General features: G+C 42.2%; 16 protein-coding genes and 1 pseudogene. 2 read left to right on the top strand and 15 right to left on the bottom strand.

Features of this window, described 5'->3' with window-relative positions:
- Window positions 1-77: pseudogene (locus AB4371_RS11090) on the bottom strand (IS66 family insertion sequence element accessory protein TnpB); the annotation flags it as partial.
- A 405-nt stretch (window positions 78-482) separates the two neighbouring features.
- On the opposite strand from AB4371_RS11090, the gene AB4371_RS11085 reads away from it, so the two are divergent.
- Window positions 483-767, top strand: coding sequence for a hypothetical protein (locus AB4371_RS11085; protein WP_372102185.1), 285 nt, complete (start codon window positions 483-485; stop codon window positions 765-767).
- On the opposite strand, the gene AB4371_RS11080 is transcribed toward AB4371_RS11085, so the two are convergent.
- The 13 genes from AB4371_RS11080 to AB4371_RS11020 form a co-directional block, all read right to left on the bottom strand.
- Entirely contained in the window at window positions 747-2,051 is a 1,305-nt protein-coding gene (locus AB4371_RS11080; RefSeq protein WP_372102186.1) for an McrC family protein, read from the bottom strand. The genes AB4371_RS11085 and AB4371_RS11080 overlap by 21 nt on opposite strands.
- Window positions 2,052-2,074: 23 nt before the next feature.
- Window positions 2,075-4,771, bottom strand: a complete 2,697-nt coding sequence (locus AB4371_RS11075; protein ID WP_372149726.1) for an AAA family ATPase — start codon at window positions 4,769-4,771, stop codon at window positions 2,075-2,077.
- Entirely contained in the window at window positions 4,772-5,860 is a 1,089-nt protein-coding gene (locus AB4371_RS11070; protein WP_372102188.1) for a hypothetical protein, read from the bottom strand.
- On the bottom strand, window positions 5,860-7,620 hold the full coding sequence (locus tag AB4371_RS11065) for an AAA family ATPase (RefSeq protein ID WP_372102189.1): 1,761 nt from the start codon (window positions 7,618-7,620) through the stop codon (window positions 5,860-5,862). The genes AB4371_RS11070 and AB4371_RS11065 overlap by 1 nt, the downstream gene beginning before the upstream one ends.
- Before the next feature lie 33 nt (window positions 7,621-7,653).
- Window positions 7,654-8,349, bottom strand: coding sequence for a hypothetical protein (locus AB4371_RS11060; protein WP_372149723.1), 696 nt, complete (start codon window positions 8,347-8,349; stop codon window positions 7,654-7,656).
- A gap of 14 nt (window positions 8,350-8,363) precedes the next feature.
- Window positions 8,364-9,530, bottom strand: coding sequence for an AAA family ATPase (locus AB4371_RS11055; RefSeq protein ID WP_372149721.1), 1,167 nt, complete (start codon window positions 9,528-9,530; stop codon window positions 8,364-8,366).
- Window positions 9,531-9,538: 8 nt separating this feature from the next.
- Entirely contained in the window at window positions 9,539-10,903 is a 1,365-nt protein-coding gene (locus AB4371_RS11050; RefSeq protein ID WP_372149718.1) for a restriction endonuclease subunit S, read from the bottom strand.
- Window positions 10,900-12,390, bottom strand: a complete 1,491-nt coding sequence (locus AB4371_RS11045) for an N-6 DNA methylase (protein WP_372149715.1) — start codon at window positions 12,388-12,390, stop codon at window positions 10,900-10,902. Before AB4371_RS11045 ends, AB4371_RS11050 begins: the two co-directional genes overlap by 4 nt.
- 30 nt (window positions 12,391-12,420) lie before the next feature.
- A complete protein-coding gene (gene hsdR, locus AB4371_RS11040) occupies window positions 12,421-15,882 on the bottom strand; it encodes a type I restriction-modification system endonuclease (RefSeq protein WP_372149713.1) in 3,462 nt (1,153 codons plus the stop codon).
- Between the two features lie 142 nt (window positions 15,883-16,024).
- On the bottom strand, window positions 16,025-16,591 hold the full coding sequence (locus tag AB4371_RS11035) for a condensin complex protein MksE (RefSeq protein WP_372149711.1): 567 nt from the start codon (window positions 16,589-16,591) through the stop codon (window positions 16,025-16,027).
- Window positions 16,588-18,000: a hypothetical protein gene (locus tag AB4371_RS11030; RefSeq protein WP_372149708.1), complete on the bottom strand. Its 1,413-nt coding sequence runs from the start codon at window positions 17,998-18,000 to the stop codon at window positions 16,588-16,590. The genes AB4371_RS11035 and AB4371_RS11030 overlap by 4 nt, the downstream gene beginning before the upstream one ends.
- Complete coding sequence (locus tag AB4371_RS11025; RefSeq protein WP_372149706.1) at window positions 17,993-20,932, bottom strand: hypothetical protein; 2,940 nt, start codon at window positions 20,930-20,932, stop codon at window positions 17,993-17,995. Before AB4371_RS11025 ends, AB4371_RS11030 begins: the two co-directional genes overlap by 8 nt.
- Window positions 20,925-21,740, bottom strand: a complete 816-nt coding sequence (locus AB4371_RS11020; RefSeq protein WP_372102198.1) for a hypothetical protein — start codon at window positions 21,738-21,740, stop codon at window positions 20,925-20,927. Before AB4371_RS11020 ends, AB4371_RS11025 begins: the two co-directional genes overlap by 8 nt.
- 96 nt (window positions 21,741-21,836) lie before the next feature.
- Between AB4371_RS11020 and AB4371_RS11015 the strand changes: the two genes are divergently transcribed.
- Window positions 21,837-22,697 (top strand): WYL domain-containing protein, encoded by an 861-nt coding sequence (locus AB4371_RS11015; RefSeq protein ID WP_372102311.1) that lies wholly within the window; start codon window positions 21,837-21,839, stop codon window positions 22,695-22,697.
- A 55-nt stretch (window positions 22,698-22,752) separates the two neighbouring features.
- Here AB4371_RS11015 and AB4371_RS11010 read toward each other — a convergent pair whose 3' ends face one another.
- Window positions 22,753-23,793, bottom strand: coding sequence for an NAD-dependent epimerase/dehydratase family protein (locus AB4371_RS11010; protein ID WP_372102199.1), 1,041 nt, complete (start codon window positions 23,791-23,793; stop codon window positions 22,753-22,755).
- Window positions 23,794-23,813: the final 20 nt, after the last annotated feature.

The following is a 23,813-nucleotide window of genomic DNA, read 5'->3' as shown; positions in this document are numbered from 1 at the left end:
GCGCGTTGGGTAACACTGCTACTTTCATATTGTTCAAACAGTGATTGCCATTCTAGGTTGGTGCGTCGTTTTACCATTTCAACTCTCCTTTGGGTTGGAGAGATGATCTTATTCTTCGTGCTGAAAGATTAGAATGCGGTGTTCATGACACGCTTACAGACAAGAATGATGCTATTTAAGGTACTTTCCAGAAACGCAGACACAAAAAAGCCCACGCTAGGTGGGCTTTTTGCTTGTTCAGAAAGAACGAATTTGGTGCCGCTACTGGACTCGACTATCAATCCTATCTTTTTGATTAATATAAAGATTATGAAAATCTAGCTTTATGATGTTACTTCTGGTGTTACTTCAGCACAAACTGATTTCAAAGGAACTGTACTAGCAGAAAGAAGCAGATTTTTTCATCCTGCTATATCCTGATGGTTGCTAGAAACCGACTATAATTTTACCAGAGCTAAATCGCATAAAATATGGAGCATCACATGGACGACATCGAACTAGACAAAAAATTAAAATCCGTTGGCAAGGCCGCTTTTGTATCCAACTATGAACTTTTCCAAAATTTCACTGCTGGAAGGATTTCACGTGCAGATACCATTGAAACCCTTGTAAGAAAAAAAGTCAGCAATGAAGCTGGTGCCGCCATTCGAGTCGGGAACGCAAAGTTAATCTTTGAAAACGGCAGAGAGCTCGATGCACTTGATTTAGTACTCCAGTCTAATCGAGTAAATAACGATATACGTGATTTAGCTCGAAAGCTCAGGTAGCAACATTTCAATATCCAGTAATTCACATTCATCATTCGTAAGATCATAAGGGATTACCCTTACCGACAGGTTCTCATCAAATCTAAATGGCGGTAAAGATTCATTAAAGTGCTCATAAGCTGGGTAGATAAGATAGATCACGCCTGAACCACCTAAATAATTTTGACCATAGGCGAACATTTGATACATGTCAGACTGGCTAATCCCATACTTATGCTTAGCCGTTGCTAGTTTCTCGTTAATTCGCTTCCACTTAGTATCTGCCACATAGAACGGCTCATGCGAATTTTTCTCGCTAACAACAATATCAGGCTTGAGCTTAAACCACTCTTGAGGTTTTCCTGAACGGGGCGTATGAGTGACTAACGAGCAACTACTCGCTTGAGTTTTCAATTTGAGAGAATGCGACAGTGACTTCCCTAGTTTAATCGCTACATAACGCTCAAAGAGACTCTCCATAGGGAAAAGCATCGAAATTCCATTATGTTGCCCAGAAAGGGATACTGGTGATTGGTAACTTAAAATCAACTCGCACCAAAGCTTCACAGTTCGATAATGAATTAAAGATCGTTCATTGGACCATTGGCGAAAATCTAATGCATGGTTTTCTGAGTGCGGAATATCATCAAGAGCGAATTGTAATTCACTTCCTAAGCGTAAGTTGTCACTATTTTTTGACCACTTCATCACCTGGCTCAGTGCTGAGCGCATCAATCTATTTTCTGCTCTGTCTGAAGAAAATTCATCGTAAACAATGTGAAAGCTATTTAAGCAACCCGGTCGTTGGTTTATTTGCTTTGATGTTTGTAACTGACCTTTTAAGTAAGGTTTACGATCTTGAACTCTTGTGTACTGGCTTCGAATCCCTTTCTTAATGACATCCGAAACATCTTTCAAGAAATAACCAATCAATATTTCAAACAATGGTCTGTTTAACGCTTGTAGCGAAGAGTTTTCAAACCTATGTATGTTAAGTTTATGGACCGTTGAAAGCATCTTGAGAAGCACTTTCGTGGCTGTTTGGTTATCTTCCTTCTCTGATATTTTAGGAAGAATTTCAATCCGAGTGCCGCAGGGTGTTTCTAATACCCCAACATAATTGATAACTTGCAGAGCAATTGAACGACCTTGCTTTTTGACCTTTATGAGATCAACTAACTCTTGATTATTACTTTGCCCATTGACCAACAACCACTCAAACGCTTTACTCGGTATTGACTGGCAATCAATACTCGACTTATCACCACCATTGAGTAACAAGCCGAACTCACGGACAGCAATCACAGAGTCATGATTCCGACTAAACATTAAGAATAGATACCAATATATGCAGCGGCAGCGTTAAAGGCGTGATCGTTTCTAACATAAGGCTGTATGCCCGTTTGATCCCAATCATCGCCCATTAACTGAGCGACTTCGTTCGCGTCAAATTGCTCAACAACAAAGCGCAAACTCTCATCGGCTTTAAGGTGATCACCCAGAACCATTGCTACTCGTTCCCAGTCTTCAAAGAAATACTCTTCCAGCAATGGAAGGATCTGTAATTCAAAAATTTCAGCCAGATGTTCAATCGACAGGGTATCTTTTAGTGATAAAAAGAAGCTGTGACCTATCGTGTGCTCACGGTCGTACAGTAGCTCTATTCGCTTATTAATGACTCGAACCATCTGCTCAATATCAATACCATCTATTAGTGGAATCTCTGCAAGCAGTTCATAGTTAGTCATCATTTCTTCAAACTGGAAACGGCGACGCAGCGCAATGTCTAGCTGAGCCAACGACTTATCGGCCGTGTTCATCGTGCCAATGATGTGTAAGTTGTCAGGAACTGAAAAAGCCTCTTTTGAATATGGCAACTTAACCGATAGCGCTTCTTTACCACCCGCCCTCTTGCTTGGCTCAATCAAAGTGATTAACTCACCGAATATGTTGGAAATGTTACCTCGGTTGATTTCATCAATGATCAGTACCCTATGGTCTGAAGAAGCTTGATTTGATAAGGATATTCCCTTGCTAACAATCCCTTCCACTAAAGGTCCGAGAACATTAGGGTAGCCATTTACTAAGAACTTCTCCATCAAGGTGTCTACTTTATCAAACACCCTTTTATGTTTAATATCATCAACAGAAACATCACCAGAACGAACCAAATCACAAAGCTCGTCAACAATCGATTTAGGCATTGGAAGCTCAGAACCATTAGGCTTTCTAATAGTAATCAGCTCATCAGAAATTGATTCAATCTGATACTTACCTACCGTGCGGCCAGGTGCAACGTTATCTGAATCACCACTACCTTGTAATATAGCTCGAAGTTTTTCTGTATCAATGGTCGTGTCATACAATCGATACAAAGTCATTTGAGACAGGTTTTTCTTGAATAATTCATCAACTGGTAATGACGGTTCGTATACCCTATGCCATGTTACTTTCCTTGCTTGAGAATAACTAACATCATCAACCGAAGAGTTATCAAAGTAGTAATCGCTGGTAATTTCTGCAATAGCACGAAACTTACGGTTTCCGTCCGAGACGACAATCAAATCACCAATGCTCATCTCATTCTTAAACTTGTTGACCGATGTTACTTGATAGTCATAGCTCTCGTTCTCAATTTCTACCCCATTACTGCGATAGGTTTGAGCGACTTGTTTACGGTCATTAGCATCGGAGAAGTCGATATCATAGCCATAACCCAACAGAACACAGCTACTATCGATACATTGCTGATAGATAAAAGCATCATCACCAGCGATATCACCTAACGACATCTTCCAGATGTTACGGCCACTAATATCAACATGGTCTTGATCTGCTTTTATCGTCGGTTTCGCACGAGCAGATTCACATAAGCGCTTGAAGATACCGTCTTCAATTTCGTAGTTAACCTGATTATTTTCAGTCGTCGCTTTCAAACCTTCTACAAAATATTCATAACTAAAGCTCTGATGAAAGGTAACAAAGCCAATGCGATTACTGTTTAATAGCTCATCGAATCGCTTCTTGATAGCAGCTCTATCATCGTTATTTTGATGGTAAAACTCAGGGTCAACAATCTCTAAAGCTTTATTGACCGTGTTATAGGTTTTACCTGTGCCTGGAGGCCCGTACAGAATTGTATTTAGCGTTTGGTTTACGTCGTTGATCTTCACTTCATACCCCTGTCCAGGTTCTTTTATCTCATTAGGCTCTTCAGAGCTTTCTTGACCCCACCTTAAGCTTAATGGCTCAACGTAATAATCTAGCTCTTTTGTCCCGTACTCTTTCTCAAACTGAGTTCGTATCTCTAACAATCGATTATCGACATCAAGAGGTGACATTTTTTTATACTGAGATGGCGTAATATTCAAAAACGTCTCAAGCAATGACTGCCTATGTCCGCCACCGAAAATTCGCTCCTGCTCTTCAGGGTAAAATAGATATAAAATCATGTGACGGAATTGTCGTTTGTCATTCCCAGGAATGTCATTTAACCAGCTTGAAAATTCTGTACGACTCGCTAGCAAAGTTGCTCTTTCATCTTTGCTCAACTTAAATAGCTTTTCTAGCAAGCGAATAAAGTAAACTAGCTCTCGCCATCGGCCTGTTTGATATGCAGCTCCAGTTTTTCCTATTCCTGTCAATGCTTTGTAAGATAAGTATTTGTCTCTTACCCCATCCTTAAACTCAAAACTGCTCCAGGAAAAAACACGTTCAATGCTGGCGCGTTTAGAAGCCGGTCCTGTACTACTAGGACATAAAAACATAAGCCATAGCATTTCTGCTGCTAATACTTTTGCTTCAGGTGAGGCGCTATCTAACTGAGTTTCTAGTTTAGCTAAGAAGTCGCCCTCACCTTCCTCTAGATTTTCAACAAAAAACTCAATGAGTTCACGGCACGCCGCTGAATTCCAGACGGCGAGTTCCGTAAAAAGTGATTGGCCTTGAATAAGACAAATCTCTTTAAATTCAGCCGCATTTTCGAGTAAACAACAAGAATTGTTATCACCACAATATATAGCCATTTAAATGCGCCTCCATGCATATACTTGATTAATTGTTTCGATAAACGAAGAAATATCACCATCCGGTTTATTCGATATGGCCTCAAAACAAAGGGATTTGAAGTAAGCATCTCTTTCAATTTTTTGATCGAGATTACAACGCCTCACTTCATCATTTAAAACAGTACGTGCATTTGCAACGTCATTAACCCCATTTAATAAAGGGCCTAGCCAAGATCTGTTAAACTTTTTAAGTCTGTGGTTAATCCTAGGCAACACTGCAAATGTCCGATTCCACGTATCTGCTTTCTCTGCAAGCTGGTCAGCGGTGCCTTCGATATCAACAACCATAGCAAACGTTCCATTGATACTTTCGTAAGTAGCCTCTAAAGAAACCGGAACATGGTCTGTGTATGGATTAAAAGCTAACGACCTAACTCCATCACAATGCAACACGTCAAGCTCACCCTTAGCTTTCTCATTACACTTCTGACAACAAGGAACTAAGTTATTAAAATCTACAGCTAAAAATGGATAGTGCTTTTTGGGTAAATAGTGGTCATACGATGCTCGCCACTGTTTTTCATCTTCGCTGATAGCCCCTTCTTCAGGCTCTACATTACGCTCTTCCATCATCTCTTCAGTACCACAAAAACAGCAGACATCACCGTTATCGTGCTTAAACCGCTCAAAATGTGAACACATGTCATCAGCGGGGTTTATAGTTATATTCTTGAAGCATGCAAGATCCAAAGTTGTAGAATATAAATACCCCCCAAGCTTTTTAGCTAGCTCCCAAATATCAGCTATATTTTCAGTAGGAAAAAGGACTTGCGGAGCTGTATTACCAAGAAATTGTATGCAGCGCACTTGGTTATCAAACACGTCTTCAAACTCTTGCTTAGGGTCAGAGTCTAATTCTTGGTATGCGGAAAATACCGCTTGGAATCGATCTTTTGTTTTGGTGCTTCCACTAAGGACATTGATAAAGTTTTCAGGAAAGCAGTCATTAAAACTATTTGCTGCAAACATCTGACGATAGAAGCCCTTATGAATATCGTCCAAACAATAAAGAGAGAACTGTGGAGGGAGTAATACAGGCCAAAGCATTAGTCTTCACCTCGATCATTGCTAGCGATCTTGTGTTTAATCTGATTACGTCTATAGTTCACTTCAAATGAATCACCATATGACTCAAGCCACTTTAGCGTTTCCAGCTCGTCCATTAACCCTTCATCATAGGCTCGTAAACCAGATCTAAGCTCAGACAGCGGTTTCTTAGAAATCAACACATCCAAATCAAATACAGACGCTAACAAAGAGTCAAAGGAAGCCCCGTAAGTTTCGACATTCCCCAGGGATTGAATCGCTACACATCCCTCAGGATTTTTCTGAAAGTGCAGCACGCGCTCAGATTTACATGCTGAAAGGACAAAAGGCGAATGTGTTGAGATGATTAGCTCTAACTTTGATAAGCCAACGTACTTGTTAATGATATCGACAAACTCGATACGCCACTCAGGATTGAAATGACTTTCTGGCTCATCAAGGATAAACAAGGATTGTTGGTCACCGAATAGTATTAAGGAACCGATAATTTGAATGAGCTGATGCTCGCCATCACTGAGACGATCATAGAGGGTAACTGCATTTGGATTAATTAACCTAACCTTTGTATTAACGAATCGAATAGGCGCTAAGCCACCAGCTATGTTAGGTACATTTCGCTCATAACAACTCGTTTTCAACGTTCGTTTTTCGTCTCTGCTCCACCGCTTAGCCACCATTTGGCTAATGAACATCAAATTGTCTAGGAACATAGAACGCTCTAGATACAAGCTTTCTATTTTTTCAAAAAAGTCCTGGTTGACTTCAAACTTCAGGACACCGTTGAGAGTATCCTCATTGAACTTCGAACTATCACAGCTAAGTTGCTGCAGTCGTATAGCTTCAGCTTTAATGAAATCTAAATCTCGGTACTCCGACAGTCGCAAATCAATCTCAAATGACTTCAATGTTTCGATATTTGTGTAATCGTTTAGGAATCGCTTAAATTCTTCACTTTCATTGACCATTAGCGAAATGAAGAACAACTGATTGGCGGTATGATCTGTAAATGTACCGATAGGGCTTTCTGCTTTGATTGATGGTAGAGGTACATCAATATCGATTTCGTCATCAAAAACTAATGGTGGTTCAAACAGCGATTTGTTGCGCTCATAACTCGTTTCAATATAGTCACGCAGCTCAATCACTTGATTTTCATCAAACCCATCTTCTCGAGTAATTAAATTGTCGAAACGCTTGGCATATTCTCTATGAAATACGCCCTGTTTCCGAACAACGTTGTAAAAGCTAAGCTGGGCTTTCGCGAAGACTGAACTCAAGCCTTGATTATTCCCTGATGAGTAAGCAATAACATTGATGGGGAGCATTTCGTGAAAGCCGACCGTGACTTCATTGAAAACCTGCAACAGTTCGAGCATCTCATCGACTTGATTATCCTCAAGGCCATTTGCACCATAACTAAGTGGTCTTTCACCCTCAAGATAAAGCATCTTTAAGTTCGAACTAGTACATTTGAGCAGCACCGTCCTTAAAACTGAACCACCGGTAATCTGATACTCGATTTCAAAATCATAAGTGAGGTCTTCTGAACATTCGTACTGCGGGTTGAAGTACCTATCGGCGTAACCAAAGATATCAGCGATCAGTTCAATGAAGTTTGATTTACCGGAACCGTTTAAGCCAACCAAGCATATAGGTGAATAGCCATCACTGTTGGGCTTAAAGGTATAGGTGAAAGGATGTTCTTCTGTTCCAACAATCGATTTGTATTGACCGATTAATTTAAGCCTATTTAGTCTCATCTTTGTTCTTATTTTTAATTATGAAAATGTACTTTATTTGATTGGCTTACCCAGCATACGCCCTAGCACTTCTTTCATCGACTCTTGAAAATCGGTCATCGACTTCATATCTGTGATTTGAGCGAGATCGATTAAGCCATCATCGACAAGTTCATTGAGTTTAACTCGAGTTGCGGGTTCACCTAAATGCGCTTCTAACTCGGCTTTTAAAGAACGAGGTGAATCATCGTTGCCCGAGCGTTCTTCTAAAGCTTCGCAGTTCTGATAGCCGTTTTTCAATGCACAGAGTAGCCAAGCTTCTGACTTTGGTTGAGCGACAAACGGCACACCATTGTCAAAACCTTGAGCTTCAAAGCCGTGTTCAATTGAAAGACGTTTAGTATTGTAATCAGGCCATTTATTGCTGTCTGAATCGTGGAACAAAACCGCTAGGCTTGGCTGAATATCCGCGCTCTGTGCTACATATGCTAGGGCTCGTGCAGCACTGTAAAACTCACGAGTTTCGTGTTGAGTCTTTTTACCGCGCCTTGATAAAGGCTTGATTATTTTTCTATCACGTGAGATTTCTGTAATTCGAGTCTCATGCACAACGTCTAGCATTCCTGCTTCTAACAGTGAGAATCCAGAATGCGGCTCAATATACTTATCAATCAGTTTACTGAGTGGACCTATCGCCTCATTGCTTTTTCCGATGTCGGTTTCGCCTTCACCGCTGACAACTAAATACATGCTTTATGCTCCTATTAGCTGTCAGTATCTTGGACAATTGCGTTTTCTAATGTGGTAATTTCAGAGGCTAGATTCTCAAGCATGGTGTCTTCGTAAGCTTCGCCTGGTCCCATGAACTTCAACTTGCGTTGCATAGAGGGGATGTCAAATAGTCGGATAGCTTGGGTTGCACCCACCTTATTTTTATACAAGTAAACCACGCCTTTTTTGGCGACGTCATCTTCCATGTAGTTAAGGATCATAGGGCTATGGGTGGTGACAATGACTTGGGTGTTGGCTTGTACTAGGCTATCGACTAGCTTTTCAATAAGCTCTGGATTGACACCGTTTTCGATTTCATCAAGCAACAGCGCACTTTGCTTTTTAGTCAGTTGAGCAAAAATCGCCATAAAGCGAAGCAAGCCATCGTTAATATGCCTAGCTTCTGTTTTGATAGTCTTCTCACCAAACTTTTCTTCTATTTCTAGCTTTACCGTGCCTGCCGACTTTTGAACCGTTGCATCCACTTTAACCAAACTTGGGTAAAGCTCTTTTAAGGTTGTGACTAAGTTCGATTTCTCTTCTTTTGTCATGTTGCTGATAAAGCTTGAGAGCATCTTACCGCCAGCACCTAGAGTCTTACCGCTGATGTGTTGATCACGCAACATATCTGGGGAAAGCATGTCTAGTGCATTCAACTCATTGAAGAAAGATTTGAACGCCACTAGCTCCTTCGGAAGTTGGTTCTCGCGTAATTGGGATAGGATTGAACCTTGGTAGGCAAAAGTAATGGGCGCTTGAAGATCTTCGGTTGGCAGTGAGAACTTACCATCCGCGACATTAAGTAGCGTTTTACCATCCCAAGTAATTTTCTCAGTCGTACAGTACAAGTCCTTACGGTTGAAACTGCCTTCCCAAATAACGGGGTTACCCGAGCAAGAAAGCTCTACTGTAAAAGTAATATTGGATTGCTTAGTAAGCGTCGAATTGAGATCTTTGGCACTCCATTGACGGCTATCCAACCACTCATCAATGTCACCACTCACTTGCTGTGAGAGGAAATCAATAAACTGCAATACGGTCGATTTACCTGAACCATTTAAGCCTACTAAGCAGTTAAATTTGCTAAACGGCAGTGAGAAATCCACCAACGACTTAAAGTTGTTGGCTTTGATGTTGACTAAAGAGAGTGATTGATTCATTGCTTATATTATCCTTTCTCTGCCGTTTTAGCTTTTGTTGTACGTTTTCGAGTCGTCTTTTTAGGTGCGACTTGCTCACGTTCTTTCAGAATACGCTCTAGCAGTTGTTCCGCAGGTTCATCGTTTGGATCTTGCGGCACCAACTCACCTCGGAAGGCTTTGGCTAATATCGATTGTGTTAGACGATCTAAACGAGCTTTAGCGTCTAGGTATTGTTTTTCGATTTTGTTCGCACGAGAAAAAAGCCGTTCTATACGAGATACAATTTCTGATTGCTCTTCTTCACATGGTAAATTAATCGGAAGTTTTTCAAAAACGCCCTTTCCTAAAGTCGGAACACCTGTATTTGAGTTCATTTCTTTCACAAGCCATTCTAACGACTGTTCATCTCTGAGGTACCACAATAAATAATTAGATTGAACTTTCTCAGAAACTCGAACGATAAACACTGTATGGCTAAAAACGAATTCCATATTCGTAGGTGCAAACCGAGCTAAACCAAGTCGCCCCTTTCGAGCAAAAATGATGTCATTCTCAAAAAAACCAGTTTTCTCTTTTCGTTCTTCATAGAACTCACGATTTACCAATTTTGCTTTGTCTGTTGTCCAACCAGATTCACCAACAAATTGTTGAGTAGATAGAATCGGCACACCAGAATTAGCGGATTTTGGATAACGGTGAGATGGATTTGGGTCAAGAGAAGTCGCTACTTCTGACAATTTCGTCTTAGTCCACTCTTCAAAGTCAATTTCTTTAATAGCACGCCACTCTTTCGTCAACTCCCCAGACGTTGCGGCAGCCAATACCGATTGACGGAAACGTTTTAGGATTGCTGGAATTTTGTCTAAGCGAGCTTGTGCTTTATCGACCTTGGCAAGGATAGAATCTAACTTGTTGGTAATGCGGATTTGTTCGTTTAGTGGCGGTAGCCAAATCGAGTACTCTTTAATTATTGTTTGAGAAATATTAGGCTGAGCACCACCTTTACCTCGCGCAATGAAACCTTCTTTTTCATTTTTTAAAAGGTAATACAAAAATATAGACGATAAAGAAGCGTTTGGAATAGCAACCCCGCATGCTTGATTAGTTGCTGCTTCAATATTCAGTATTGAAGTTTTGCCAATCGTAGCTCCATACATAGCAATTGCAACTGAGTTTTTAGGGAACAGCTTAGCGCTGGAGTTTTTCAAACCTTCATTTGAAATACTCTCGCTAGCTTCTTCTAAATATCGTACTCCCAAATCTCCCGTTTTAACCCACGGAACATCCCCATTGTAATATGCTGTATTCTTGCGGCTTGGAGTACCACCAGAAGACCATTTTGCTACATTTCCAAGTGTCGTTTCAATCCACCCTTTAGGTAACTCACTCACAGAGCCACCTCTTCACTTTCCGCCGTATCCAAATCCACTAAAATCGCTTTTAGCTCTTCCATTGCACCTGCCATTTCAAGCAACGCTTCATTGATCAACACATCTGGCGCAGGTAGCTTTGAGACATCTTCGTTGTTTTCATCACGAATCCAGCTAAAGTCAAGTGACTCATCTTTGGTTTTAATAGCATCACGGCTAAAACAACGCAGGCGACAACCATCAGCATCATCTTTGTGGCTGCTAATGAATGCTTGGCGAGCCTTTTCATCAACCTGCGTTAAATCACTGCCTACTGCTTGGTAAAACTCTTCAAAATGCTTTTTAGTCAGTACGGTGCGTTTGCCAAATTTAGGCATGTTAGAGCGTAGATCATACACCCACACGTTTTTGGTTTGAGCTTTGTCTTGCTTGACATCTTCAGGTTTAGAGAAGAACAGCACATTGGTTTTCACCCCTGCGGCGTAAAAGATGCCCGTTGGCAGTCGCAGAATAGTGTGTAAATTACACTTCTCCATCAAGTCTTTACGGATGGTTTGCCCAGTAGAGCCTTCAAACAACACGTTATCTGGAAGCACAACCGCTGCTCGGCCACCCGGTTTAAGCATTTTGTGGTACATCAAGTGTAAGAATGCGAGCTGTTTGTTACTGGTGTAATGCACCAAATCATCACGAGTTGGAACACCGCCGCCCTGCTTGGTACCAAATGGCGGGTTAGCTAAAATTAGGCTGGCTGGTGGCAGGGCTTTACCTTCGTTGGAAAGCGTATCACCAAACAAAATGCCTGAGTTTTCATCATCCACAGCAAGGTTGTGCAGCATTAGGTTCATCATGGCTAGGCGGCGAGTGTCTGGCACCAGCTCCATACCAAAAAAGGTTTTGTGTTGGTATTTATCATAAGGAGCAGGCTCTAACCCTTGAATATCATTGTTATCTTCTAGGTAGTTATGCGCGCTGATTAAGAAGCCGCCTGTGCCTGCGGTTGGGTCAACAATCACATCATCAAGGTTAGGCTTCATCAGCTCTACCATCACATCGATGAGTACACGCGGGGTAAAGTACTGGCCTGCACCGGATTTTTTCTCACCTGCGTTGATTTCTAGCAAGCCTTCGTACATGTCGCCTAGCCCTTCGGTTTTAGCGGCGTACCAATCGAGCTTATCAATTTCAACCACCAGCTTATTTAGCGTGGCTGGTTTGCGAATAACCGTGCTGGCATTGGTAAAGATGGCTTTAGTGATCAATGAACCGTTTGTGCCTAAGTGCAGCAGCAAATGTTTATACTCATCAAGGCGTGTCGCAGAGTTATAGGCTTCTAGGTTTTCCCAGCGGTAGCCTTTTGGTAACAGTTCGTCTTGACCTGTTTCATCAACCATTTTTAAGAAAACCAGATAGGTTAACTCATTAAGGTATTCGTGATAAGTCACGCCGTCGTCACGCAGTAAGTTACATAAATTCCAAAGTTTGGCGACGAGATCTTGAGTGCTCATTAATACAATACCTTTCTGGGTTTCACAGCGTTACGCTGTTTTTGCTTGCTGCGGCGCTTCCGATTGAGGGGCTGACCACAGTGCTTTGTTAAATTGGAGTAGAACATCCTCTATAGGCTGTTCAAAAAGTTTGTTAGCGCGTTTAATGCCACCTTGTTGCTGTTTAAAAATGCCTTGGTCTAATGCGGGCAAGTCAACAATGGTGGTGGCCTTCATCTGCTTGGCAATAAGCTCTAACCACTGCTTTTGTGGTGTCTTCCATTGCTGGCTAGCTAACATGGTCGCTAATGCTTTATCGACACGCTGGTCAAATGGAATAAGTGCTTCACCTAATGCGGCTTGACGAATAAAGCCGATGATTCTGGCGGCAATTTCTTCATTTTTCACTTCGTTCCACGCAACTTGCAGATCTTGTTCTCTAAAGCGGTTCTTTTCAAGCTCTAACGCCAATTCTTTCAGGCTTTTCCTTGTTAATTCCCAAGGTTTTTGCACAACTGTTTGAATAGCAATCAATCGGTTGCTGTTGGCTTTAACAAAGTCGCTAAACGCTTGCAGATAATCGGCAGGTTTTTGGCCATCACCGTAACCAGTAGTAACGCCCGTCACTTCATCATCATGCTCTGAAATAATGACTGGTGGACGGTTTCCTCCGCCTGTGACTTTGGCATCAAGCAATTCACCTAAACCTGGGTGATGGGTAAACCATTCGGCTACTTCATTTAACGGTCGTTTTTTTAGATCTTGGATGAAGTCTTCTGGTGATTGACCAACAATAGTTTCAAAGTTATCACGCTGGCTATCGGTTAAGTGACGGCGTTTCACTTGCAGCTTGGCGATGAACTGGTTCTTAGCGAGTGTTTGAAGTTCGTCTTCATCCACTTGCTTCATCTCGTTTTCTAGTTCGGTAAAGGTCACGTTCACGTTGGTAACGACAGGCTTCATGCTGTTGACGTCTTCTAACTGCGTATAGATGTCTACCGCATCGTAAATTTTAAATGGCCCTTTACCAATCTCGTCACACAAACGGGTTGCACGGCCAAGCATCTGTTCAAATAAAATTCGACTATTCACTCGGCGCAGGAAGACCAGGTTACAGATTCTTGGCACATCGACACCCGTCGTCAACAAATCCACCGTGACGGCAATGTTAGGTAGGCGATCATTCTTAAACAGACGGATTTTTTCTAGCGGTTTATCACTGGCTCCAGTGATCTTTTGAATGGCATCGTCTTCCACTTCACCATGATAATGTTCACACGCTTCTTTTAGTGCCTCGACTACCTGATCGGCATGTTTGTCGGTAACACAAAAGATTAAGGTTTTTGCTTCTGAATAAGGGCTAATGGCATCACTTTCAATCAGCCACTTGGTCACTTGCTTGGTAAAGTTCGGACTAATGACCTTGCGGTTAAACTGAGATACGTCGAAATCGAGCTCATCCGGCGTGTTGTATTTCTCTACTGTGTTGTCTTCAACATTGTAAGCTTGAACTTCGTCATTCACTTCGTAATGAATGCCCTGTTCTGCTAGCTTAGTATGAATACGAACCGGAGGAAGGTGATCGTTTAAGTAACCATCTAATACGGCTTCGGTATAGCTGTAGCTAAAAATTGGCTCACCGAAGATATCGACAGTGTGCAGTGCAGGGGTGGCGGTTAAGCCTATTTTGAAAGCGTCAAAGTATTCTAGAACGGCACGGTACTTAGATTGGTAATCCTTTTGATCACGAAACTCTAATTCGGTGTCACTTAATATTCGATCAAGCAGGTAACCGCGGTGGCATTCATCAACCACAATGCAGTCGTATTGACCAACACCCGGCTTGGTATCACCATCGTTCGGGTACAAAATACGTTTCACTAAACCTTGCACCGTGGCGACATGAACCTTGGTGTCGTCCTCGGGTTTGGCTATAGGAGATTTGTCAGCTTCCATGCCAATCACATCAAAGGTATCAGCAAAGGTATTGAGATTCTCTAAACGCACTTCACCAAAATCAGTAGTAGCTTGTACACCAAGAGCTGAGCGGTCGACAAGAAATAGAATACGGCGGAAACGTTCAGCCTTTAATAAGCGGTAGATCAGCGCAATACAGGTTTTGGTTTTACCTGTTCCCGTTGCCATTGCTACCAGTGCATTGGTTTTCCCTTGCTTAATGGCTTCTTCAACAGATTTAATCGCTTCTACCTGATAGTCACGTAGCTTCAAATCATAATCAAAACCCATTTGATCAAGTTCTTGCTCGGCCTGTTGTGGCGTTTGTCTTAAGTACGTTTTGATTTCATGGGGAGTGTACCAGCCTTTTAAAGCTCGGCGGCGGTTGGTGCTTTCACGTACATCTAAAAACCAGATACCACTTTCTTGTTCTAACTGCTCTAAATAGGGACGGCCATTAGTAGCAAAAACAATCGGAACGTGAAACTCTCCGTAAGTCGTTTCAATGGTGATCCCACCTTTCTCTGTTAGCCCTTTTGCATAACGCTTAGCTTGATCAATTGCGCCATATACGTTCTTCGCGCTCTTTTTAGCTTCCACCACAGCAACAGGCGTTAGACCTGAGAACAACACATAGTCCGCGGGCCCAGATGAAGTTGGCCATTCAGCAATCGCTAGGTTTTGATTAGCGATTGGTCGCGAGCCTTTTGAATATCTTAAGTTAACCGTATCGGTTTTCCATTTAGCATCATTGAGCTGTTCATCAATGAGTACACGCGTTTCAACTTCGCTCAGTTCTAAGCGTGACTTTTCAACTTGTTCAATGACTTTGGCTTGAGTTGGTTTGTCTTGCTGATTGAACTTCATAAAGTAGGCAACATTCGCCTCATCCATCTTCTTACGGAAGCTGGCTAACGTTGATTCGTGCTCTGTTGCTACCTCTTCCCAAAGCTGGCTTTCTGCCTGCATTTGCTCAGCTCGGCTCTTCAAGGCTTCGGATTTTTCTGCTTCAACTTGTTTGAGCTGTTCAGCAACTTTCAGACGCTCTGAGGTTCGCTGCTGGGTAACTTCTAACGCTTGCAGTTTTTCTTCTAGCTTGCGCACATGCTCAGATGGGTCTTCAGGTTTTATAAAGGGTTGTGGTTTAAAATCTTTGGCATGAGCCCCGCCAAATAGGGTGTGATACCAGGCGCTAAGGGCATGGCCCAACACTAATGCTTTAAGTGCATCACGGTGGCTCGACGAAGTGAAGTCATGATTGGCCGTGTTTCCAAGCTTTCTAATAGTGTGGAAAGAGTCATTGATACGCTGGTCTAGGGTCAACTTATACTCAAGATTACGTAAGAGGTCGACTTGTCTGATATCTCGCCCGTTTTCATCTTTGCCATATTGGACACCTACGCGCGCAGCAACGTTTTGCGCTAATGCTTCACCCAGTTGGCGTATCTTAACCAGTGTGGTATTTGGATCAGGAACAAAACATTGCTCTGCACGGTTTGCTAACCGAAACAGTAATTCGTCATGATGCTTTAAAAACTCGAAATTACTTTTTTCCACTCAAAAGTTCCTTTTCGCTAATTCCAGCCGACTGTTAATGCAACTAAGTTAGCATCTTACTACTTTTGAGACTGTTAGTTAATTCATAGAGTTAACTAACAGTCATGATTCAAGTTTATCATCATCCATAGCGTGAATCGTTTTACTCTTGCTCTTGTGAGTATTTCTCAACATGTAAATTCAAGAAATGCATTCCAGCTGAACTTAGAACGTAATGTTTATCACCACAAGGGTAGAGGAAGTTGCGATCAGCAAGGTAGTTGATGGCCTTATCCCAGGTTTCGATTCCAAGCGCCTGTCGAATGTCGTCATAGATGGTTTGCTCTGCAATCTCCTCTAGTGCCGTGCGCCCGAGCCCAATCACTGGCGTGATTAGATCGTCTAGGTCAAAACCTTTATCCACCCAGTAACGGGCAATAATTAATAACATAGCCTGAATTTTGGTGGCATTAGTGTCTGCGTCTTCTTCTGCCTCACTACGACTGATATAGAAAAACTCCCCTTCTACATTGAAATTGAGCGTGAAACCAATGTGCAGGTAATGCTGTGTAAAGTGCTCTAGGTTATTATAAAGTTCGGTATAAAGCGGACTCTCGATAAAACGTTGCTGGTAAAGGTCATAAGCTTGCTTGGTGATCACCTTACCATTGACGAATGTCGTGTATATCTGCTGGCTTTTCACCATGTTTATTTGAGAAAATGGCGTCATGGATTAGTTACTCGCTCTGTTCGAATTTTACGGTATAGATAAATAGTGTCGCTTTGGGCAATGCGTTGGCGGAAATTAGTCATTTTAAGTATGTGTCCATCAAGCATCGCTTCACTGCGTAATAGGAAGTTAAGCCCTTCCAATAGGTCAACAAAATGATAGTCAACCAGATGTTCTTTGAGGCGCCTATGAAGTGAGAGCGTGAGATCTTGATATTCGGCCATTTTCATCTGCTTCACCAATTCAAAGATCTGCTCTGCGCGAGCGAGCCTTCGTTCGGTTGAATCATCTTTAGTGCTGACTAACTCAACATAACGCCCCTGTTCTAGCAGGCCTTTATCCGCAACTCGCGCATCTATATCACTCACTACATTGTTGAGGTAGGCTTCTGAACTACTGATACGAAGCACTTTGGGTCTTGCTTGCTGCATTAACCCCATAAATGTACCGTTATCACGAGCAAATTGCCCATCTATCTGGCTACGTTTTAGGTTGTGCTTTGTTGCATCTAACTCTTTGACTAAATCACCAAATGCCGTTTCAATGGCATTAAACTGTTGAAGACGCTTTTTGGAACGGGCCAAAAACTGGTCTACTGAATGCGATACTTTGCTGATCTGTTTGTGAAAACTGTTAAAGCTCACCTCATACCTCAACATTGCGTTCGCCCGTGGGTGGTCTTGATGGCGATCAAACTGACTGCGTAAATTTTGCAGACATTCAAACAAGTTCGGCCCATCTTTCAACCGACTTTTCTCATCCAAAAATTGTCGCGTGGGCAGTATGTGCCTCGATAGCAATAGCGATATTTTTTCTATCGACTCTTGCTGGAGGAGCGAGAACACTTGTGGGTTATCCGATTTGGCGGCAAGTTCACTCGCATCACTGAGCTCCTGATTGATCGTTTGCATTTTTACCAAGTTCAAACGAATACTGTTTAGAAGCTCACTTAATTGATGAAACAACTCGTCAATGAGCTCCTTAAAATCTAAGTTGTCATCGCTATACAGCATTGAGCCCGACTGAAGCTTTTCTAGAAGTAAGCGTATGCCTCCTAACTGGACTTTGAGCGCGACGTCTGTCAGATCTTGAAACAAGCTACGATCAAAGAGACGAAATACCCCGATCACGGCTCGATCAAAGATTAGGCGACTTTCACCACCGAACTCATCTTTGTCGACTAAAATATGGGTCGCTAACAAGTTATCGGCAGAAAAGGCAGTACGTAATTGTTTCTGTTTATCTTTGCTTTGCCCTTGTATGTATCGGTGCAATCTAGAGATGAAGGTCGCTTCTCTTACATAAGGCTCACCACTCTCATCCATTGTCCTGATCACATCCCTCATTACGGTGTGATGTTCAAGCATAATGGCAAACGTGGGGATGGTCAGAAGTCTTTTATCACTCATCTGCCTCTCCAAACATATCGAGTTGCTCTCTATCCAGCGCACTTCCTTTTCTCACAAAGCTTTCTGGTATGCCTGTGTAAGCAATGCTCCGAGCTTCATCGTAGGGTTTTGAAGTGCGCATCGAATCCAAACGAAAATGTTGACCAAACTTAAAGATAATCTCACTGGATGCCGAGTTAGTAGAAGCACTTAAAACTCGAAAGCCTGCTTTTTTCATATTTGGCAACAGCCAGTCAAATTGTGAACTATCCACCGAAGCACCTTCATCTATCACTAGTGGAAATTGGGTCGCACAAGCACTATTTCTTAATCGGCTCAACAAAATTTCCACCAGCTTGATGTTGATCAGCATGATAGTAGAGGTGGACTGTGACTTGCTCTCCCAACCATTTTGAGCACGCTTTTTAACTCTATAGCTAATGCCAGAGACGATCTGCTCCATGGTCAGCAGCGCGGCTTTGCCTTCTGGGAAAAACTTTTTACTAAAAGCTTTGAGGCGTTCAATAAACTGCTCCGAGGCTTTTTGATCTGAGTGCGTATCAAAAAACTCGATTTCCCTCACTAGGTCGTCAAATCGCGCCTCAATCTTGATTTTGGCTTCAACCTGTGACAAGTCATTGATCTCTAGTCCTTCAAACGCACGGTTAATACTCTGTTCAAACTGGAAAACCAATTCTCGATTATTTTTTAGCTCATTAATGATGGAGTGAACAGTGTGCTTATGTTCAATAAAGTTTTTGCGCAGAATATCAAACTCATTATCTAGGCCTTGATAGCGAGTTTGGAGTTGGTTAAATGCGTGTTCTAGAAGATCATCATCTAGGTGAGAGAGCATCAGCTTATCGTCATTTTCTAGCACTTGTTCTCTGACAAAACCTTGGATTTTTTCGGTAATCTCGGTCTTTGCTTGACGCTTTTTGTGCAGAGCCTCTATTCGAGCTCGTAGTGTTTCTTCCGAAAGGTCGATTGTTTGATCGGGTAAGACTGAAAAATCGCTTACTGGTAGATGATGCGCCTGAAGTGCCGCTTTGACCCTAACGCTGAATCCGGTTAATTTTTCTAACTGCTCTTTTTTCTCGGTTAGTTGGTTAGTTTGTGCGTCAAACGAGTGCTTCGCTTGAGCCCATAGGTCATATTGTGCATCGAACTTTTTTTCTAACGAATCACGAGTTTGTTCAGCCTCCGCTAGTTCTTTACTAGTCTCTTGAAGCTGCTCTGCATTGTTTGTGTATGCTTTTAGCAAATGGATTTCATTTTCAGTACGTTTGATTTCAGTTTTAAGCGCCGTAATTTCTTTAATTCGCTCAATGCGGGATTGATTACCCATTGCACTGAGTTCTGCGACTCGCTTGCTTTTTTGCTCTAAGGCCTCTTGTACTTTAGATAACCGCGTTTGGTCAGACTCTCGATTAATGCTTGGAATGGACTCTAACGTTAAGTCCCAAAGTGCGTAGTGCTGCTGTTTTTCTTCTAATAAATCGGTAAATGACTCAATTGCCTGCCTCTCAGATGAGGATAACACTCTTGCTGGATTAGACTCCGCTAACTCCTCATTAACCGCTGCTAACTTCATCCAGACACTTTCAGGTAACTGGTTAAACAGCTTGAATTGTTGAGCATTGACCGATGCTTGATAGCGAGCTTCAGTCTCGCTAAGGTTGGAAATTTCTTGCTTGAGGGTTTCTAATTCAGTTTGTAGAGCCTCTGCATCTTCCTTTAATCTTAACGCTTCCTTTCTATCATCCAGGTGTTCACGGTGGCCTGATATAATGTCGTCTATCGTCTCACTTTTATCGTAGATGTTAAGGATAAGCTCAGTCTCTTGCACAATCTCATCGAGCTTCTTCTGCTGGCGAACGAGTACTTTAACCCCACCTTTCAGTGTCTTTTGTTTATCGACAGTGTCATCACACGCTTTTTTGGCCGACCGTACTTTTCCTTGCTGTAACGTTAACTGTATCTCTTCTTGTTCAAGAGTTTGGTTTTCCTGATTGATTCGGCTGTCAAGCATCATAGCGTACTGCATCAACGCATCTTCAGCATTTTTATTGCTCACTAATTGTTGATGACTGACGGCAAGCTTTTCGTATTCAGGTCTTAAGCTTTCAATCTTTTTGAGTATTAGCTCGCGACTTGACAACATGTCGTTATAATTAATAAAGGCATCAATATCAAAATTGAGCTCGTCTTTGCGCTCCTTCTTTCTCGATTCAATGATATTGGCCACAGCCAAACGAACCGTGTCCGACCCCGTTTTCATATCAAATAGCAAGCGGACGAGTGCGCGAAAAGCATCGACATCCGCATCCTTAGTTGAGCTGAGGGGAAATAAACAAAAGCGCATCGCATCAATATCGAGTAGTTGATTCGCATAGATCACTTCCTTAATCGCGGAAGAGCGTACTAATGATTTAAAGTGCTTATCCTCACGCTTTAGAAAAGCCTGCACTTTGCTGGGTGATAAATCATCCACTCGGCCACCAATACCATCATCCCCAACGTTGTCATCCCAAAAAAGATGCCGTATTTGCGCATACCGAAGGGATGTGAACATACGGCGATAATCGAGCTTATCAGAGTTACCACGATAGAGTATCTGACAATGGGGCATTGGCCCGCCGAGGTAGTTGTCACATTCCAAAATCAGGAAGCTAGTGCTGCTAGGGAAGTAATGCTCAAAACACTCATCATTGGAGTAAAAGTTGCCTTCTTTATCTGAAAAGCCAAACTTATTTTTTGAATCTTTAAAGTTCTCTTCTGGCAGCAAAAATAGTCGAATGGCGTTCAGAATGGAAGTTTTACCAATGTTCCCGCCACCGATAAGAATCCCGCCTTCACGCAGGTCAATTTCTGCAATTGCAACGCCAGCACAATCTACTGCAACCAAGCGCGATATACTGATTAGAAGGTTATCTATTGGATTGTTAAACATCGGTGGAATCCTGTCGTATTTCGGGTAATAGAGCCTCTTGCTCTAGGAATAAGCGAGTTTTGTTCATAAGATCGGCTTCAGAGTTTAAGCCAAAATTTCGAGCCAGCTCTATCGCCTTAGCTAAGTGAGCTGCACTTTTGGGTTTGAGTTTGAATTTGTTTTGAAATAAGCCCCAATCTACTGGAGCAAGCCATTCACATTGAGGAAGCGACTTTTTAAGAGTTCCGTACACAGTCAGCCCCCCCAATTCAACGTCTTGAGCACAATAGATTTCATCATAAGTAGATAAAAATGGCCGGTTCAGATAGTGGCATATCTGGTTGCCTGCGCCAAAAATGATGTCTGAACTTTCAGCTAATGATGGATGACCAATTAGCTCTAGGAACTCTCGGTATCGATAGAAATTCTCAATATTCTCTATAAGAACTGCTCGATTACCCATGAGCCTGCCGTGGGTTTTGAAACCATCAATATCGGATACAATAACAAACGGAACCTGTGACTTAGTTGTGCTGTTCAAAACCAAAACGTGAGCAAAATTACTAGGGAAATCATGTGAGCGCCCCAAGTTAGATGCTGCAACTCTATCGCATACTTCTGGCTCATACAGTGCGAGATGCCGTTCTTCATCGAGTATCTCCAATTGATGTCCACTCTTAAGACGAGTTGCACGATAAATTTTCCGCCATTCATTGATGTCTGAGAATGGCAAAGACTTGAGGAAGTGCTCTAAGTTGATCGCATCTCCCTGTGAGATTTTATAGAGGTATCGGTTAAGTTTCATTTCAGTATGTCCAAATCCTTTCATTGACTTAACTACAGCAGATTCAATAATATGACGCCATTAACGACAGGTAAATACTGATTACATACACACGTCGCATAAATAGACAGGAGTTAGATGATGAGCAAATGGCCAATTCGATGGGATCTACTATTCCGCTACAGAATGATAGAAGTCATCGCGCTGTGGGAGGGACGGTTAACAACCAATCACCTGATTAAGAGCTTTGGTATTGGCAGGCAGCAAGCATCTAAAGACATCAACACCTACCTAACCGATGTAGCGCCAGGCAACCTTGTCTACGATAAGCAGTTGAAAGGATACAAGCCCAGTGATTGCTTTGCTCAACGCCTAACAAGCGGTCATGCTGATGAATACTTACACATCTTATCTCGAAGTGAAGATATGACTGTGACTTTCAATGAGCTTGATATGGGCTTTGAAAATACGACGATGGTTCGCCCAGTGACGCGCAACATTACACCCGAAATTTTACGTCCATTAGTCCAAGCAATCAGAGAGAAAAAACGTGTCGATTTAAGCTACACATCACTGACAAATGGTGAAGAAGTAGAACGGATCATCTCTCCACATACACTCGTTTGCACACCATTACGCTGGCATGTCCGTGCTTATTGCGAGCACTCAGAAGACTATCGAGATTTCGTGCTGAGCCGAATTCGAGGGACTCCAACTCTTGAGACAAAAAAAATAAAAGGAAAGGAACAAGATGAGCTTTGGAATACTCATCTCTCTATTAAGTTAATCCCCGACTCAAGATTGACCGAAGCCCAGGCCAAAGTGATTGCACACGACTACGGTATGGAAAAAGGCACCCTGACAATACCGACGAACGCAGCTCTGGTTCGCTATGTTCTTGATGCTTATAACATCGATATTAATGTGTTGAATTCGAACCCTAAAGGACAACAGATCATCTTAGGGAATTTTGAGGAGCTGAGGCCGTATTTGGTTTTTTAGGTGCGCGTGAATACTTTAAAAAGCATACAACGCACCTTTGTAGTCCAGCATAAAACTAAATCGACTCATCTGCACTCTTGATTTGTTGCTGAGAAATTCTCCGATAATCACTGTACCATTCCACGAAAGCTGTAACGCCTTCGTGGAATGGTACTTGTGGCCTAAAACCAATCTCATCAAAAATCTCTTTTACATCAGAGTATGTTGTATTCACTTCCCCTACCTGCATTGGCTTCAATTGCCTTATCGCAGATACTCCCAGTTGACATTCCAACAAATCAATCATTTTTGTGAGTTTAACTGGAGCCCCGCTACCAACATTAAAAATCTGATATGGCGCCGAGCTTTGCGCAATAGTCTCGTGAGCTTTTAACCATTCATGGTTTTTCTTGGGAATATTCTTTGTTACTCGAACTACTGCTTCTACAACGTCATCGATGTAAGTAAAGTCCCGATAAAGTTCCCCGTTATTGAAAACATCGATCGGCCTTTTTTCAATCATTGCCTCTGTAAACTTATAGAACGCCATATCAGGTCGACTCCAGGGACCGTAAACGCTGAAAAAACGCAGTCCTGTCGTTGGTAACCCATACATTTGAGAGTAGCTATGAGCCATTAACTCATTTGCCTTTTTAGTTGCAGCATAAAGAGAAACTGGGTGATCCACATTGTCATTCGCTGAAAATGGAATTTTATCGTTCAATCCATACACTGAGCTCGATGACGCATACACCAGGTGTTTAATTTTAAAACCTCGACACGCCTCTAGGACTGAAAGAAAACCCATTAAGTTGCTCTGTCCATAGACCATAGGATCTTCCGAAGAGTAACGTACGCCAGCCTGCCCAGCTAAGTGAATCACGCACTCAAATTGCTCTTCATCAAATAAACGAGTTAATTCATCTGAGTTTTCGACACTCATACAGTGAAATTCGAACCCTACATCTCCAATCCATTCCAACCTCGCTTTTTTAAGGCCAACATCGTAATAGTCATTGAGGTTATCAACGCCGACCACATCGTATCCATCAGCACAAAGCCTGCGACAAATATGACTACCGATAAAACCGGCGGCACCCGTTACAAGTGTTTTCATAGCCTTCCTGTAATTGAAAA

It is taken from the genome of Vibrio sp. 10N.261.51.A3 (genome assembly GCF_041471965.1).
Classification (GTDB): domain Bacteria; phylum Pseudomonadota; class Gammaproteobacteria; order Enterobacterales; family Vibrionaceae; genus Vibrio; species Vibrio crassostreae_C.
Note: the sequence above shows the minus strand (reverse complement) of the source record. Positions and strands in the feature narration are given on the sequence as shown.

Excerpts from the sequence above, each read along its gene's own strand:
- AB4371_RS11035 (WP_372149711.1), bottom strand. The coding sequence starts at position 16,591 with ATGACGCCATTTTCTCAAATAAACATGGTGAAAAGCCAGCAGATATAC.
- AB4371_RS11075 (WP_372149726.1), bottom strand. The coding sequence starts at position 4,771 with ATGGCTATATATTGTGGTGATAACAATTCTTGTTGTTTACTCGAAAAT.
- AB4371_RS11010 (WP_372102199.1), bottom strand. The coding sequence starts at position 23,793 with ATGAAAACACTTGTAACGGGTGCCGCCGGTTTTATCGGTAGTCATATT.
- AB4371_RS11030 (WP_372149708.1), bottom strand. The coding sequence starts at position 18,000 with ATGAGTGATAAAAGACTTCTGACCATCCCCACGTTTGCCATTATGCTT.
- AB4371_RS11085 (WP_372102185.1), top strand. The coding sequence starts at position 483 with ATGGACGACATCGAACTAGACAAAAAATTAAAATCCGTTGGCAAGGCC.
- AB4371_RS11065 (WP_372102189.1), bottom strand. The coding sequence starts at position 7,620 with ATGAGACTAAATAGGCTTAAATTAATCGGTCAATACAAATCGATTGTT.
- AB4371_RS11045 (WP_372149715.1), bottom strand. The coding sequence starts at position 12,390 with ATGAGCACTCAAGATCTCGTCGCCAAACTTTGGAATTTATGTAACTTA.
- AB4371_RS11070 (WP_372102188.1), bottom strand. The coding sequence starts at position 5,860 with ATGCTTTGGCCTGTATTACTCCCTCCACAGTTCTCTCTTTATTGTTTG.
- AB4371_RS11015 (WP_372102311.1), top strand. The coding sequence starts at position 21,837 with ATGAGCAAATGGCCAATTCGATGGGATCTACTATTCCGCTACAGAATG.
- AB4371_RS11025 (WP_372149706.1), bottom strand. The coding sequence starts at position 20,932 with ATGTTTAACAATCCAATAGATAACCTTCTAATCAGTATATCGCGCTTG.
- AB4371_RS11020 (WP_372102198.1), bottom strand. The coding sequence starts at position 21,740 with ATGAAAGGATTTGGACATACTGAAATGAAACTTAACCGATACCTCTAT.
- AB4371_RS11060 (WP_372149723.1), bottom strand. The coding sequence starts at position 8,349 with ATGTATTTAGTTGTCAGCGGTGAAGGCGAAACCGACATCGGAAAAAGC.
- AB4371_RS11055 (WP_372149721.1), bottom strand. The coding sequence starts at position 9,530 with ATGAATCAATCACTCTCTTTAGTCAACATCAAAGCCAACAACTTTAAG.